The organism is Nocardioides luteus, assembly GCF_015752315.1.
Lineage (GTDB): Bacteria > Actinomycetota > Actinomycetes > Propionibacteriales > Nocardioidaceae > Nocardioides.
On the sequence record NZ_JADOVJ010000001.1, the window covers coordinates 2,478,626 to 2,495,034 of the forward strand.

Consider the following 16,409-nt stretch of genomic DNA (forward strand, 5'->3'; position numbering starts at 1 on the left):
GTGAACCGGCCTCGCGCACGGAAGTAGAACACGTTACAGTTTCGGCATGGGAGACGAGACGCTCGATGCCGTACGCAGCGTGGTGGCCGAGGTCCTTGCCCGCGAGTCCGACCGGGGTGACTGGTCGGCCTGGGCGAGCGCCGGCCTGACCGCGCTGCCCGTGCCGGAAGCCCAGGGCGGCGAAGGGTTCGGCCTGACCGAGATCGCGGTGCTGCTGCGGGAGGCGGGTCGCCACGCGGTCCGCGTACCGGTGTGGGAGACGCTCGCCGTCGGGGCGCTGACCCTTGCCGGGCACGGGACCTCGGAGCAGCAGGAGGCGATCCTGCCCGGTGTGGCGAGCGGCGAGATGCTGCTGACCCCGGCGTGGCTGGAGCCGGGACGGCCCGAGACGCCGTCTGCGACCTACCGCGACGGCACCGTGAGCGGACGCAAGACCGGGGTCACCTACGCCACCGAGAGCGCGCGCCTCCTGGTGACCGCGGCCGCGGCCGATTCCGGGGCGCCGGTCGTGCTGCTGGTCGACCCGAGCGGCCCGGGCGTCACGCTGGCCCCCGCCAGCAGCTCGGGCGAGCTGCCCCAGCACACCGTGGTCCTCGAGGACGCTCCCGCGGAACCGCTCGGTGCGGGGGCCTTCGAGACGCTGACCGGCGTGGCCACCGCCGGGCTCGCGGTGAGCGCGGCGGGCGTGCTCGCCGGCGCGCGCGACCTCACCGCGGCGTACGTGAGCAACCGGCAGCAGTTCGGCCGGGCCCTGGCTGAGTTCCAGGCCGTCGCGCTGCAGATGGCCGACGTCTACGTCACCTCCCGCACGCTGGACCTCGCCGCGGACAACGCGGTCGCCGCCGTCGCGCAAGGCGGCGCGCCAGGCACGGACCTGAAGGTCGCCGCCTACTGGGCCAGCCAAGTCGCGCCGTACGCCTTCCGCACCTGCCACCACCTCCACGGCGGCATGGGTGTCGACGTGACGTATCCGCTGCTCGGGTTCACCACCTGGGGCACCGACATCGCGCACCTGCTCGATACGCCGGCCGATGCCGTGCCGGTCGAGACCGACGAGGCGAAGAACCTCGAGCTGACCGAGGCGCAGCGGTCGCTGAAGGCCGAGGTAAGGGCCTACTTCGCCGGTCTCTCGCACGAAGGCGAGCCGGCTGACCCCGGTCCCGAGGGCTCCTGGGACCGACACGGCCCGACCTACCAGAAGCTCATCAAGCATCTCGGCGACGACGGCTGGATGGGCGTGGGCTGGCCGAAGGAGTACGGCGGCCACGGCCTCGGCGAGGTCGAGCAGACGATCTTCGCCAACGAGGCGCAGTACGCCGACGTGCACCTGCCGGCGGTGACCCTGCAGACCGTCGGCCCGACGCTGATCCGCTACGGCACCGAGAAGCAGAAGCAGATGTTCCTCAACCGGATCCTCGGCGGCGAGGTCCACTTCGCGATCGGCTACTCCGAGCCCGAGGCCGGCACCGACCTGGCCTCGCTCCGCACCACCGCCAGACGCGACGGCGACCACTACGTCGTCAACGGCCAGAAGCTGTGGACCACCGGCGGTCACGCCGCCGACTACATCTGGTTGGCGGTCCGCACCGACCCGGACGCCCCCAAGCACAAGGGCATCTCGATCCTGATCGTCGACACCACCGACCCGGGCTTCTCCTGGACCCCGATCATCACCGCCGACGGCTCCCACCACGTCAACGCGACCTACTTCAACGACGTCCGCGTCCCCGCCGACATGCTGGTGGGGGAGGAGAACCAGGGCTGGAAGCTGATCACCACCCAGCTCAACCATGAGCGCGTCATGCTCGGCCCGGCCGGACGGATCGAGGGTCTGCGCGACCGGGTCCTGCGCTGGGCGACGGCCCAGGGCGTCACCGACAGCCCGGACGTACGCTCGCTGATCGGGAAGACCACCGCCGTCTTCCGCGTCAACGAGCTGCTCAACTGGGCGGTCGCCCGCGCTGCCGAGCAGGGCGAGATCGAGGTCGCCGACGCCTCTGCCTCCAAGGTCTTCGCCGCCGACCAGGTCCAGCACCTGCTCGCCGACCTGATCACCCTGGTCCACCGCCACGGCGACCCCGGGGAACCCGTCACGAAAAGCCTGCTCGACTATCTCGATGCCCAGGCGAAGCGGAACCTGGTGCTGACCTTCGGTGGCGGCGTCCAGGAGGTCCAGCGCGAGCTGATCGCGATGTTCGGGCTCGGGATGCCGAGGGTGCCGCGATGAGCGCCCCGCAGACGCTGGTGGACGAGGCGATCCACGAGAAGGTCATGGCCGCCGCCGAGGAGATCAAGGCGTGGGGTGAGGCCGCCGAGCGCGACGCCCGCGACCTGGTCAACCAGCCCACGATCAACAACTGGCTCGAGGCCATGGGCCTGGAGTCCGAGCGGTTCCACCAGGGCGAGGCGCCGCCGTCGATGGCGCAGGTGTGGACGATGTACGGCCAGGGCGGCCGTCATCCCGACCGCGACCCGCTGCACGCGATGATGAACGTGCTCACCGACGCCGGCTTCCACGGCGTCCTCGGCACCAACTCCGAGCAGAGCTACGACCGCTATCTCCGTGTCGGGGAGCAGGTCCGGGTCACCACTGCGCTCGACTCCGTCGTCGGCCCGAAGAGCACCGGGATGGGCGTGGGCTACTTCGTGACCTCCCGATCGACCTGGTACGTCGGGGACGAACGCGTCGCGACGATGCTGTTCCGCGTCCTCAAGTTCATCCCCAAGGGGAAGTCATGAGCGGCCCGGTGCGGCCGGTGATCGGCCGGGACAACGCGTACTTCTTCGAGGGGACCGCCAAGCAGGAGCTGCGGATCCAGAGCTGCAACGCGTGCGGTGCCCTGCGGCACCCACCGGGTCCGGCGTGCCTGAGCTGCGACGCCTACGACCGTGGTCATGTCGTCGCCCGAGGCGAGGGCACGGTCTACTCGTTCACCGTGATCCACGCCCCCAGGCTGCCCGGCAAGGAGCTGCCGCTGGTGGTGGCTCTGCTGGACCTGCCCGAGGGCGTACGCATGGTGGCGGAGGTGACCGGCGTACCGCCCGAGGGCCAGGACGCCCTGCAGATCGGCGAACGGCTCGTCGTCGACTGGAACGTGATCGACGAGGAGCTGACGCTCCCGATCTGGAGGAGGCCGTGAAGTTGCAGACCGGAGAGAAGCTCCCCGCCTGGGAGCTCCCGATCACCCCGACGCTGATCGTCTCGACCGCGCTCGCGACGCGCGACTTCCAGGACGTGCACCACGACCGCGACCGCGCCCAGGCCGCGGGCTCGAAGGACATCTTCATGAACATCCTGACCTCGACGGCGCTGTGCGAGCGCTACGTGACCGACTGGGCGGGGACCGACGTGCAGATCAAGGGGATCTCGATCCGCCTGGGCGCCCCGGCCTACCCCTACGACACGCTCTCCTTCAGAGGCGAGGTCACCGACGTCAGCGACGGGATCGCCACGATCACCGTCACCGGCGCGGTCTCGCTCGGAGCCCACGTGACCGGGACCGTGAGGGTCGCCGCATGAGCCTCAGCAGGAAGGCGGCGATCGTCGGCATCGGCGCGACCGAGTTCTCCAAGGAGTCCGGCCGCTCCGAGCTCCAGCTGAGCGTCGAGGCCACCCGAGCCGCCTTGGCGGACGCCGGCCTCACCTCGGCGGACGTCGACGGGCTGACCACGTTCACCATGGACACCAGCTCCGAGATCGCCCTGGCCCGCGAGCTCGGGCTCGGGGACCTGAGGTTCTTCTCGCGGATCAACTACGGCGGCGGCGCCGCCTGCGCGACGATCCAGCAGGCCGCGATGGCGGTGGCGACCGGGGTCGCGGACATCGTCGTCGCCTACCGCGGCTTCAACGAGCGCTCGGGGCAGCGCTTCGGCCAGGTGCAGCCCTGGGCCGCCCAGCAGGTCAACACCAACGGCATCGACAACTCCTGGACCTACCCGCTCGGCCTCTCGACGCCGGCCGCGACGGTCGCGATGCAGGCCCGCCGCTACATGCACGACTACGGCGTGACCAGCGCCGACTTCGGTGCCGTCGCCGTCGCCGACCGTCGCCACGCCGCGACCAACCCCGCCGCGTTCTTCCACGGGAAGCCGATCACGCTCGAGGACCACCAGGCCTCCCGGATGATCGCCGACCCGCTCCACCTGCTCGACTGCTGCCAGGAGTCCGACGGCGCCGTCGCGATCGTCGTCACGAGCCCCGAGCGGGCCCGCGACCTGCCCCATCCAGCGGTCCAGATCGCCGCCGCTGCCCAGGGCAGCGCCGCCGACCAGTACGTGATGACCTCCTACTACCGCGACGAGATCGGCATCCCCGAGATGGGCGTCGTCGCCAAGGACCTGTGGCGCCAGTCCGGCCTCACCCCGGCCGACATCGACACCGCCGTCCTCTACGACCACTTCACCCCCTACGTACTCATGCAGCTCGAGGAGCTCGGCTTCTGCGGCAGGGGAGAGGCGAAGGACTTCGTACGCGACGGGGCCATCGAGCTCGGCGGACGACTGCCGATCAACACCCACGGCGGCCAGCTCGGCGAGGCGTACCTGCACGGCATGAACGGCATCGCCGAGGGCGTACGCCAGGTCCGCGGCACCTCGGTGAACCAGGTCACCGACGCCGCCCATGTGCTCGTCACGGCCGGCACCGGCGTACCCACGAGCGGACTGATCCTCGCGGCACCCTGACCGCTCTGAAATTTTGCGCAAGGTCTTGCACCCCCGGGCTTCGCCCGGGGGTGCTGCTGTCAGATGACCACGCTTCAGGGGTTGACGTGTGACCGGCATCACTCATACGGTCAGCCTGCAAGATCTTGCAGCAAGATTCAAGCGCGTCGTGTCACCCCCACCACCCATCCGGACACGGCGCGTGCCTTCGACCTAGGAGGAACCATGGCTCTCAAGTCCATGGCTGCCGCACTTGCCCTCTCGGCGGGAGCTGCTGTCGCGCTCACGATCCCGGTCTCGGCCCCGGCACAGGCCGCGCCGCCGGGAGACAAGGACGTCACCGCGGTGATGTTCGAATGGAACTTCGCCTCGGTGGCCAAGGAGTGCACGAGCACCCTGGGCCCGGCCGGCTACGGCTACGTCCAGGTGTCGCCGCCGCAGGAGCACATCCAGGGCTCGCAATGGTGGACGTCCTACCAGCCCGTCAGCTACAAGATCGCGGGCCGGCTCGGCGACCGCACCGCCTTCAAGAACATGGTCGACACCTGCCACGCCGCAGGTGTGAAGGTCGTCGCGGACGCCGTCATCAACCACATGTCCGCGGGCTCCGGGACCGGCACCGGCGGCTCGTCCTACAGCAAGTACGACTACCCGGGCCTCTACTCGAGCTGGGATCTGAACAACTGCACGGCCACGATCAGCAACTATCAGGACCGCTTCAACGTCCAGGAGTGCGAGCTGGTCGGTCTCGCCGACCTCGACACCGGCGAGGACTACGTCCGCGGCAAGATCGCCGGCTACCTCAACGACCTCCTCTCGCTCGGTGTCGACGGGTTCCGGATCGACGCCGCCAAGCACATGGCGGCCTCCGACCTGGCCAACATCAAGTCGCGGCTCACCAACCCGAACGTCTACTGGAAGCAGGAGGCCATCTTCGGCGCGGGGGAGGCCGTCTCGCCGAGCGAGTACCTCGGCAACGGCGACGTCCAGGAGTTCCGCTACGCCCGCGACCTGAAGCGCGTCTTCAACAACGAGAACCTCGCCTACCTGAAGAACTACGGCGAGGGCTGGGGCTACATGTCCTCGGGCAGCTCGGGCGTCTTCGTCGACAACCACGACACCGAGCGCGGCGGCGACACCCTCAACTACAAGGACGGCGCCAACTACACCCTGGCCAACGTCTTCATGCTGGCCTGGCCCTACGGCTCGCCTGACATCAACTCCGGCTACGAATGGAGCGACAAGGACGCCGGCCCGCCCAACGGCGGCGCGGTGACCGCCTGCTGGCAGGACGGCTGGAAGTGCCAGCACGCCTGGCCGGAGATCAAGAAGATGGTCGCCTTCCGTAACACCGCCCGCGGCCAGGCCGTCACCAACTGGTGGGACAACGGCGCCGACGCCATCGCCTTCGGGCGCGGCAGCAAGGCGTACGTCGCGATCAACCACGAGTCCTCCTCGCTCACCCGCACCTTCCAGACGTCGCTGGCAGCCGGCACCTACTGCGACGTACAGAGCGGCAGGAGCGTCACCGTGAACGGCTCCGGCCAGCTCACCACCACCCTCGGGGCCAACACCGCCCTCGCGCTGCACGTCGGCGCGACGACCTGCAGCTGATCCCCTTCGTCCGGCCGTCCGGCGCCGTCCCCATGGGCGCCGGGCGGTCGGCACGCCGCACGACCTCGAACGACCCCGCACAACCAGAGAGGCCCTCACAGGTGAATCGAAGAAGTGGCGCACACAGCGCGCCCCGGATGGCCGCGACCGTGCTCGCGAGCGCACTGCTCGCCACGGCCCTGCAGACGGCCGCACCGGCCTCGGCGGCAGATGCCCCGAAGCCGCCCTCGGACGCCGAGCTGGCCGCCGAGCCGGCCCGCCACGACGCGACCAAGGAGCAGTTCTACTTCGTGCTGCCCGACCGGTTCGCCAACGGCGACCCCGCCAACGACAAGGGCGGCCTGACCGGCAGCCGCACCTCGACCGGCTTCGACCCGACCGACAAGGGCTTCTACCAGGGCGGTGACCTCCGGGGCCTCGCCGAGCGCCTCGACTACATCAAGGGCCTCGGCACCACCGCGATCTGGATGGCGCCGATCTTCAAGAACAAGCCCGTCCAGGGCGAGGGTGCGAACGCCTCGGCCGGCTACCACGGCTACTGGATCACCGACTTCACCCAGGTCGACCCGCACTTCGGCACCAACGAGGACCTCGAGACCCTCGTCGACGCGGCGCACGCCAAGGGCATGAAGGTCTTCTTCGACGTCATCACCAACCACACCGCCGACACCGTCGACTACGCCGAGAAGAAGTACGGCTACCGCCCCAAGGGCGCCTTCCCCTATCTCGACACGGCGGGCCGCCCCTTCGACGACGCCGACCCGTCCTCGGACGACGCGAAGGTCGACGAGGACTCGTTCCCCTACACGCCGGACAGCACCGCCAAGACCGGCGAGATGGTGCCGTCCTGGCTCAACGACCCGACGCTCTACCACAACCGCGGCGACTCCACCTGGGAAGGCGAGTCGACCACCTACGGCGACTTCAGCGGCCTGGACGACCTGTGGACCGAGCGCCCCGAGGTCGTCGAGGGGATGACGAAGATCTACCAGCGCTGGGTCCGCGACTTCGACATCGACGGCTTCCGCATCGACACCGTCAAGCACGTCGACCTCGACTTCTGGACCGAGTGGGCGACCGCGCTGGACGCCTACGCCGCCAAGCAGGGCCGCGAGGACTTCTTCATGTTCGGCGAGGTCTACTCCGCCGACACCGAGGTCACCTCGCCGTACGTCACCCGCGGCCGCCTCGACGGCACCTTGGACTTCCCGTTCCAGGACGCCGCCCGCGCCTACGCCTCCCTCGGCGCCCCGGCCGACCGGCTCGCAGGAGTCTTCGCCGACGACTACAAGTACGCCACCGACAAGGCCAACGCCTACGAGCAGGTCACCTTCCTCGGCAACCACGACATGGGCCGGATCGGCACCTTCCTCGCGGCCGACCATCCCGGCGCCAGCGACGCCGAGCTCGTCCGGCGCGCTCGGCTCGCCAACGAGCTGATGTTCCTCTCCCGCGGCAACCCGGTCGTCTACTACGGCGACGAGCAGGGCTTCACCGGCGCCGGCGGCGACAAGGACGCCCGCCAGACGCTGTTCGCCTCCGAGGTCGCCGACTACCTCGACGACGACCAGCTCGGCACCGACCGCACCCATGCATCGGACGCGTACGACACCAGCCACCCGATCTACACCGCCATCGCCACGCTGGCGAAGCTGCGCAAGGACCACCCGGCCCTGACCGACGGCACCCAGAAGGAGCTCCACGCCGCCGGCTCCGTCTACGCGTTCTCCCGCACCGGCGAGAACCGCGAGTACGTCGTCGCGGTCAACAACGCCACCGAGGCGAAGACCGTCAGCCTGCCCGTGGAGTCGGCCGCCTTCGCGACGATCTACGGCGGCGACGCCACCGAGACCGCCCAGGACGGCACGATCGAGGTGACCGTCCCAGCGCTCTCCTCGGTGGTGCTGCGCGCCGACGACACCCTCCCGGCGGCCACCGCGAAGCCCACGCTGAGGCTGACCGCTCCCGAGGCCGGTGCCATCGGCACGGTCACCCTTTCCGCCGACCCAGGGGAGACCGCCGGTGCCCGCGTCGTCTTCGCCGCCCAGGTCGGCAATGGCAGGTGGCGCACCCTCGGCTCGGTCGACCACGCGCCGTACAAGATCACCCAGTACGTCCCCCCGACCGTCGCCTCCGGCACCGCCCTGCGCTACAAGGCCGTGGTCGTCGACCGCGACGGACGCACCGCGAGCGACCTGGCCGAAACCACGGCCGGACAGGCGCCCGAGGCCGAGAACCCGAGCGCCGTCGACCGTGACTACGCGGTCGTGCACTACCGGCGCACCGACGGCGACTACACCGGCTGGACCCTGCGGGCCGGCGAGCAGAGCGGCGAGTTCACCGGCCGCGACGCGTACGGTGCCTTCGCCTGGGTGAAGCTTCCCGACGGCGCCTCGTCGGTGACGTACACGGTCGAGAAGGACGGCACCGCCGACGGCGGACAGCGCACGATCGATCTCGCCGAGACCGGCGAGGTCTGGGTCGAGGCCGGCAGCGACGGCCAGGCGACCACCAGACCCGACGGTGTCTACCCGGCGCCGGACACCTCGAAGGCCGTGATCCACTTCCACCGTCCCGACGGCGACTACGACGGCTGGGGACTGCACACCTGGACCGGCGCCGCGAACCCGACCGAGTGGTCCAAGCCGCTGCAGCCCACCGGCAAGGACGCCTACGGCCTCACCTTCGAGGTGCCGCTGGTCGACGGTGCGACCTCCCTCAACTACATCGTCCACAAGGGCGACGAGAAGGACATCCCCAACGACCGCTCGCTCGACCTGACGACGTACGGCCACGAGGTGTGGCTCAACTCCGGCGACACCGGCTATCTGCTGCCGTCGGTCGGCTCGGCCCCCGAGCTCGACCTGGCGAAGGCGCACGCGCAGTGGATCGACCGGACCACCGTCGTGCTGCCGAAGGAGAAGGCCAGCGGCTCGGCGCTGTCCACGCAGCTGGTCTACGACCGTGACGGCGGCATCACCGTCGAGGACGGTGTGCTGAGCAGCGAGGGCCGCTGGCTGCGGCTCCAGGCGACGTCGATGAGCGACGAGCAGAAGGCGCGGTTCCCGCACCTGAAGGAGTACGCCGCCTTCACCGTCGACACCCGCGACCGCGACCGGATCCGCGAGGCGCTCGCCGGCCAGGTCGTGCTCACCCAGCGCATCGGCAACGGCGCCCTGGTCACCGGCACCGGCGTCCAGACGCAGGCGATCCTCGACGACCTCTACGCCGCCAAGGCGGAGAAGGCGTCGCTGGGCCCGGTGTTCAAGGGCGGCAAGGTCACGCTGTCCGTGTGGGCGCCGACGGCGCACCAGGTGAAGCTCGAGCTCGACGGCCGGACCATCGGGATGCGCCGCGACGACGCCAGCGGCGTCTGGTCGGTGACCGGCTCGGCAACCGCCTGGCGCGGCAAGGAGTACCGCTACCTTGTGACGGTGTGGGCGCCGAGCGTGCAGAAGCTCGTCACCAACAAGGTCACCGACCCCTACTCGGTCGCGCTCACCGCCGACTCCGAGCGCAGCCTGGTCGTCGACCTCGGCGACCGGTCGCTCGCCCCGAAGGGCTGGTCGACGCTGCGGAAGCCGAAGGCGGTCGCGATGAAGGACGCCCAGATCCAGGAGCTCCACATCCGCGACTTCTCCGTCGAGGACGAGACCAGCGACCACCCGGGCGGCTACCTCGCCTTCGCCGACAAGGACAGCGACGGCTCGAAGCACCTGCGCGAGCTGGCCGATTCCGGCACCTCGTACGTCCATCTGCTGCCGGCCTTCGACATCGCCACGATCCCGGAGGAGAAGGCCGACCAGACCAGCCCCGACTGCGACCTCGCGTCATACGCCGCGGACAGCGACGAGCAGCAGGAGTGCGTCGCCGCGGCGGCCGCCGGGGATGCGTACAACTGGGGCTACGACCCCTACCACTACACGGTCCCGGAGGGCTCCTACGCGACCGACCCGGACGGCACCGACCGGACGGTCGAGTTCCGGAGGATGGTGAAGGCGCTCAACGAGGACGGCCTGCGGGTCGTGATGGACGTGGTCTACAACCACACCACCAGCAGCGGCCAGGCGAAGACGTCCGTGCTCGACAGGATCGTGCCCGGCTACTACCAGCGGCTCCTCGCCGACGGCTCGGTCGCCAACTCGACCTGCTGCGCCAACACCGCGCCGGAGAACGCGATGATGGGCAAGCTCGTCGTCGACTCGATCGTCACCTGGGCCAAGGACTACAAGGTCGACGGCTTCCGCTTCGACCTGATGGGCCACCACCCCAAGGCCAACATCCTCGCCGTACGCAAGGCCCTCGACAGCCTCACGCTCGAGAAGGACGGCGTCGACGGCAAGAGCATCATCCTCTACGGCGAGGGCTGGAACTTCGGCGAGATCGCCGACGACGCGCGCTTCGTGCAGGCCACCCAGAAGAACATGGCCGGCACCGGGATCGCGACGTTCAGCGACCGAGCCCGAGACGCCGTACGAGGCGGGGGACCGTTCGACGCCGACCCGGGCGTCCAGGGCTTCGCGAGCGGTCTCTACACCGCCCCGAACGCCTCGGCGGCCAACGGCACCGAGGCGGAGCAGCGGGCGCGCCTGCTGCACTACCAGGACCTGATCAAGGTCGGGCTCTCCGGCAACCTCGCCGACTACTCGTTCACCGACACCGGCGGCCGCCAGGTGAAGGGGGCCGAGGTCGACTACAACGGCTCACCGGCCGGCTACGCGGCCGAGCCCGGCGACGCGCTGGCCTACGCCGACGCCCACGACAACGAGTCGCTCTACGACGCGCTCGCCTTCAAGCTGCCCGCGTCCACCAGCACCGCGGACCGTGCCCGGATGCAGGTGCTCGCGATGGCGACGGCCGCGCTGTCCCAGGGGCCGGCGCTCTCCCAGGCCGGCACCGACCTGCTGCGCTCGAAGTCGTTGGACCGCAACTCCTACGACTCCGGTGACTGGTTCAACGCCATCCACTGGGACTGCGCGGACGGCAACGGCTTCGGGCGCGGGTTGCCGCCGGCGACCGACAACAAGGACAAGTGGCCCTACGCCAAGCCGCTCCTGGGCTCGGTCTCGGCTCCGTCGTGCTCGGACATCGAGGGTGCGACGGCTGCCTACCAGGACCTGCTGCGGATCCGTACGGACGAGCCGGTCTTCCACCTGCCCACCACCGGACAGGTGCAGGAGAAGCTGTCGTTCCCGCTCTCGGGGAAGGACGAGACGCCCGGCGTCATCACCATGCGCCTCGGTGACCTCGTGGTCGTCTTCAACGCGACCACGACGACCCAGCAGCAGACGGTGCAGGACGCCGAGGGCGCCGGCTACCGCCTGCACCCGACCCAGGCCGACGGCACGGACGAGGTCGTGAAGTCGTCCTCCTTCGACCCGGGCTCGGGCACCTTCACGGTGCCCGCCCGGACGGTGGCGGTCTTCACCCGCTGACGAAAGGAAAACGGACGCGGCCCCGGCTCATCGAGCCGGGGCCTGCGGCTTCCCTGTCAGGAAGCTCGGCGTCAGGATCAGGAGGGGCTGTTGCCGGCGAGAGCGCCGATCACCACGAGCGCGATGACGACCAGGGCGGCGATGACCATGAGGCCGGCCGGGCTCCGGAAGTCGAACATGGGGATTCCTTTCGGCTAGTTCGGCGACAGGCGTCGAGTGGGGACCGATGGCCTGCGGACGCGTCGGAAGAGCCAGTCACCGGCGATACCCGCGGCGTCGCGTATACATAACCAGCCGGGCTCGGGAAGCGCGTAGGGCCTAAAGTCCTAATTTTTACCGAAGCCATTCACGTCGAGAGAGATATGTGATATGGCAACAGTCCGCTCGATGAACGTCTTGACAGACTAGCTCCCCGTCGGGACCGGCCGGCCGCCGGTGTCGCCGGAGACGTCCCGACTGTGAGGCCCGTCACTCGACCCGGTCAGGTCGGTCAGGTCAGCCCGGCGGCATGACGTCCGGCCCGGCGCCCGAAGTACGAGCCGTCGCCGAGCTGCATGCCCGAGGCGTAGCCCTTGGCGTCCTGGGCGAGGTTGGCCGCACAGGCGCCGGCCGCGTAGAGGCCGGCGATCGCGGAGCCGTCCTCGCGGCGTACCTCTCCGTCGACCGTGGTCGCCAGACCGCCCATGGTGAACCCGGCGTACATCGCCCTGCCGAGGGAGAGGTCGTAGGCGCCCCAGGGGCCGGCGTCCTGCGGCTCGGTCCACTCCGGCGCCTTGTGGAGCTCCGGGTCCTCGCCGCTGGCGGCGTGGGTGTTGTAGGAGGTCAGGGTCTCGTTCAGCGCCTCGAAGGGGACACCGAGGCCGGCCGCCATCTCCTCGACCGTCTCCCACCCGTCGATGAACGGGCACAGCGGCATCTTCGGGTGCTCGATGTGCGCCGAGTCGACGATCAGGAAGGCCGCCGAGTCCGGCTGCTCCATGACGAAGGCGGCGGTACGCGCGTGGTAGGAGTCCTCGGCCACGAACCGCCGGCCGTGCTTGTTGACGATGATCCCGGTCAGCAGGATCGAGGGCGGGTAGAACGGCGCGGTCTGGAACGGCTCGTCCATGAACCGCCACCGGCCGCCCGCCGAGGCGCCCAGCCGCAGGCCGAGGCCGTCGTCATAGGTCGAGGCCAGCGGGAAGAGCTTCTCGCCGAGCCGGGGCGTGTGCTCGGCGACCATGTCGGCGTTGCCGACGAAGCCGCCGGCGGCGAGGATCACCGCCTTGGCCCGGATCGCGCCGCGCTCCTCGAAGCGGCGCCAGGCCAGGCCGACGACCCGGCCGTCCTCGATCACCAGGTTGGTGGCCCCGGTCTCGTAGCGGATCTCGGCGCTGGTCTCGGCCAGGCGGTCGGCCATCCGGTCGACGACCAGCTTGGCCCCGCCGGTGTCGCCCGGCACGGGCACCTTGTGGCCGCGCGGCGCGGGGACGGCAAGGTCACGGAACGGGTGCACCTTCTCGTTGCCGGTGTACATCAGCCCCTCGGTGCCGGGCTGGATCACCGCCTTGCCGGGCCAGAACGAGCGCTCGAACTCGAAGCCCAGCGCCTCGAGCCAGTCGAAGTGCTCGACCGAGTCGTCGCAGTAGGACCGGATCTTGTCGTCCTCGGGCTCCTTGGAGACCGCGCGGATGTACTTGAACATCTCCTCGGCCGAGTCCTCGATCCCGGTCGCCTTCTGCACCGCGGTGCCGCCGCCGAGATAGAAGTGGCCGCCGGCCATCGCCGAGGTGCCGCCGGGCTCGGCGGCACGCTCCAGCAGGATCGTGCGGGCACCGGTCCGGGCCGCCTCCAGCGCCGCGGCTCCGCCGGCCACGCCGAAGCCGACCACGACCACGTCGGTCTCCTCCGACCAGCCGCCGAAGCGCTCCTCGACGTCGGCGGGGGAGAGTACGTCGGGGAGTGCCGTGCCGCTCATGCCGTCGCCTCCAGGTAGCAGTCGGCGAGGACCGGGGCGCCGTCGCGCGCCGGATCGGTCGACGAGATCGTCGCTCGGATCAGGATTATGGGCTCCTCGTCCCAGGCCTCGATCGAGATCGTCTCGCCCGGGAAGACGATCCCGGCGAACCTGGCACCGAACCCGCCCACCCGGGTCGCGTCGCCGTCCAAGAGGAGCCCGGTCGCCTCGCGCAGCACGATCCCGTAGGAGCACAGCCCGTGCAGGATCGGCTTGGGGAAGCCCGCCTTCGCGGCGAAGGCGGGGTCGGCGTGCAGCGGGTTGCGGTCGCCGCAGAGCCGGTAGAGCAGCGCCTGCTGCTCCGTGACGTCGTACGCAGCCACCGCATCGGGCGCGCGGTCGGGAACCGGCACCGACGTCGACGGCCCGCGCTCACCCCCGAAGCCGCCCTCGCCGCGTACGAAGATCGAGCTTCGGACCGTCCACAGCGGATCGCCGGCCGGGGTCGTGGCGACGCCCTCCTGGACGATGACGGCGGCCTTGCCCTTGTCCCAGACCTCGGCGATCCGGGTCGTGACGACCGCGTCACCGGAGGTGGGGATCGGGCCGTCGACGTGGATCTCCTGGGAGCCGTGGAGCACCGAGGCCAGGTCGATGTCGCAGCCGGGCAGGTTGAGTGACGGCGGCTCGGTGGCGTGGAAGGTCGGCGCGACGACCCCGAAGGACGGCAGCACCGTCAGCGCGTCGGAGTCCAGCGTGTAGCGCAGGGCGGCCGGGTCGGTCGCGTCTCCGGGACGCGAGCCGGCGCCGATGCCGAGGTGGTAGAGCAGCACGTCGGACGAGGTCCACGAGAACGACTGCGACGGCAGCGAGGCGCCGATGGCCTTGGCGGGGTCGATGGGCATCAGCTGTTCTCCTTGAGAGCGCAGTCCTCGGCGGCCAGGTAGCCGAAGACCAGGGCGGGGCCGATGGTGGCGCCGGGGCCGGCGTAGGTGCGGCCCATGACGGCGGAGGAGACGTTTCCGGCGGCGTAGAGACCCTCGATGACGGAGCCGTCGGGCCGCAGGACCCGGGCGCGCTTGTCGGTGACCAGGCCGCCCTTGGTGCCGAGGTCGCCGGGGGCCATCTTGACGGCGTAGAACGGAGCCTGGTCGATGACGTTGAGCGAGCAGTTCGGCTTGACGGTGGGGTCGGAGTAGTACTTGTCGTAGGTCGACTCGCCGCGGTGGAAGTCCTCGTCGACGCCCGACTCGGCGAAGCGGTTGAACCGGGCCAGGGTCTCGCGGAGTCCGTCCACGGGCACCTCGATCTTCTCTGCGAGCGCTTCGACGGAAGAAGCCTTCACGACGACCCCGCTCTTGAGCCAGCGCCCCGGGAACGGCTGGCCCGGGCCGAGCCCCGCGAAGATGTAGCGGTTGCGGTAACGCTGGTCGAAGACCAGCCACGCCGGGACGTGCGAGACCCCTGTCTCCTGCCCCTTGTAGATCTCGTGGACCGCCTCGACATAGGGGAGCGCCTCGTTCATGAACCGCTTGCCCGCGCCGTTGACGATGATCGAACCGGGCAGGTTGCGCTCGGCGAGCGCGAACCAGGGCCGTCCCGGGAACGGGATCGTCGGGCCCCACCAGGACTCGTCCATGAGATCGGTGTCCGCGCCGGCGGCGATCCCGGCCAGGATCCCGCCGCCGGTGTTGGAGAAGGCGCCGGTGGTCCACTCGACCGAGGTCGGCGCGGGCAGGTACTTCTCCCGCATCTCCAGGTTGCGTTCGAAGCCACCCGAGCCCAGGATCACGCCGCGCCGCGCCCGGATCACCGAGGTCGGGCCGGACTCGCCGTGGCGCACCTCGACGCCCACGACACGGCCGTCCTCGGTGACCAGGCCGACCAGCTCGGTCTCGTACCGGATCGGGACGCCGGCATCCATCAGGCCCTTGCGCAGGCCGATCGCGAGCGCCGCGCCCATGGCGTACATCTTCCTGCCGAGCAGGCCGGCGAGGATCCGCGCGACCGCGATCTTGACCATCGTGATCGGGCCGCGGACCGTGCGCATGCCGAGGCTGATCTTCCGGAAGTCGGCCTGGGTGACCACCATGTTGGCCGGCGACTTCGTGTAGGGCGGGTGCAGCCGGTCGAGCTCGGAACCGATGATCCGGGCGTCGAGCGGAGCCGGCTCGACGGAGCGGCCGGCGCCGCGGCCGCCGGGCGCCTCGGGGTGGTAGTCGGCGTAGTCGGGGACCCAGTTGAAGCGCACCGGGGTCTTCTCGCACACGAACGAGAGCACCTCCGGGCCGCGGCCCAGGAACGTCTCGCGGCGCTCGGCCGGCACGACGTCGCCGACGATCGACTCGAGATAGAGGCTGGCGGCCTCGGGGGAGTCCTTCTGGTGGGCGGCTGCCAGGGCGTGGTTGCGCGGGATCCAGACCCCGCCGCCCGAGCGGGACGTCGATCCGCCGAAGTAGGCGCTCTTCTCGATGACGACGGTCTCGAGCCCGTGCCGGCGGGCGGCCGCGAGGGCCGCGGTCATCCCGGCGCCTCCGGCGCCCACGACCACGACGTCGTAGGTCTCCTCGTCGGTCTGTCCCATGGTGCTCCCTCAACCTTGTGCGATCAGGCGGTGCTGTCTAAGAACTGAAACACGTTCTACCATAGATGACAGGCAACGAAACACGCCCGAGGACTCGACAAAACTGAAACGTGTTCTAGTATTGATCCATCGGCAGCGCACGAATCGCGCCGCCCGACGACATCTGGGACACCATGCA

10 protein-coding genes are annotated in these 16,409 nt (G+C 70.0%); 7 read left to right on the top strand and 3 right to left on the bottom strand.

The window, feature by feature from the left end:
• The first annotated feature begins 46 nt into the window (after window positions 1-46).
• From HD557_RS11915 to pulA, 7 genes are all read left to right on the top strand, one after another.
• Window positions 47-2,227: an acyl-CoA dehydrogenase gene (locus HD557_RS11915; RefSeq protein WP_196874034.1), complete on the top strand. Its 2,181-nt coding sequence runs from the start codon at window positions 47-49 to the stop codon at window positions 2,225-2,227.
• Window positions 2,224-2,739 (top strand): FAS1-like dehydratase domain-containing protein, encoded by a 516-nt coding sequence (locus HD557_RS11920; RefSeq protein ID WP_196874035.1) that lies wholly within the window; start codon window positions 2,224-2,226, stop codon window positions 2,737-2,739. Before HD557_RS11915 ends, HD557_RS11920 begins: the two co-directional genes overlap by 4 nt.
• Window positions 2,736-3,140 carry a Zn-ribbon domain-containing OB-fold protein gene (locus HD557_RS11925; RefSeq protein WP_231380263.1) on the top strand — a complete coding sequence of 135 codons (405 nt, stop codon included), beginning with the start codon at window positions 2,736-2,738 and terminating at the stop codon, window positions 3,138-3,140. Before HD557_RS11920 ends, HD557_RS11925 begins: the two co-directional genes overlap by 4 nt.
• Window positions 3,137-3,520 (top strand): MaoC family dehydratase, encoded by a 384-nt coding sequence (locus HD557_RS11930; RefSeq protein ID WP_307785601.1) that lies wholly within the window; start codon window positions 3,137-3,139, stop codon window positions 3,518-3,520. Before HD557_RS11925 ends, HD557_RS11930 begins: the two co-directional genes overlap by 4 nt.
• Complete coding sequence (locus HD557_RS11935) at window positions 3,517-4,683, top strand: lipid-transfer protein (protein WP_196874036.1); 1,167 nt, start codon at window positions 3,517-3,519, stop codon at window positions 4,681-4,683. The genes HD557_RS11930 and HD557_RS11935 overlap by 4 nt, the downstream gene beginning before the upstream one ends.
• A gap of 204 nt (window positions 4,684-4,887) precedes the next feature.
• The gene (locus tag HD557_RS11940) at window positions 4,888-6,276 is read left to right on the top strand and encodes an alpha-amylase (protein ID WP_196874037.1); all 1,389 of its coding nucleotides are present in this window, start codon (window positions 4,888-4,890) and stop codon (window positions 6,274-6,276) included.
• A gap of 137 nt (window positions 6,277-6,413) precedes the next feature.
• A complete protein-coding gene (gene pulA, locus HD557_RS11945; protein WP_196874038.1) occupies window positions 6,414-11,711 on the top strand; it encodes a pullulanase-type alpha-1,6-glucosidase in 5,298 nt (1,765 codons plus the stop codon).
• A 490-nt stretch (window positions 11,712-12,201) separates the two neighbouring features.
• On the opposite strand, the gene HD557_RS11950 is transcribed toward pulA, so the two are convergent.
• From HD557_RS11950 to kstD, 3 genes are read right to left on the bottom strand one after another with little or no spacing between them, the layout of a single operon-like run.
• Complete coding sequence (locus HD557_RS11950) at window positions 12,202-13,668, bottom strand: FAD-binding protein (protein WP_196874039.1); 1,467 nt, start codon at window positions 13,666-13,668, stop codon at window positions 12,202-12,204.
• Window positions 13,665-14,552: a MaoC/PaaZ C-terminal domain-containing protein gene (locus HD557_RS11955; RefSeq protein ID WP_196874040.1), complete on the bottom strand. Its 888-nt coding sequence runs from the start codon at window positions 14,550-14,552 to the stop codon at window positions 13,665-13,667. The genes HD557_RS11950 and HD557_RS11955 overlap by 4 nt, the downstream gene beginning before the upstream one ends.
• A complete protein-coding gene (gene kstD, locus HD557_RS11960; protein ID WP_196874041.1) occupies window positions 14,552-16,231 on the bottom strand; it encodes a 3-oxosteroid 1-dehydrogenase in 1,680 nt (559 codons plus the stop codon). The genes HD557_RS11955 and kstD overlap by 1 nt, the downstream gene beginning before the upstream one ends.
• Window positions 16,232-16,409 lie beyond the last annotated feature (178 nt).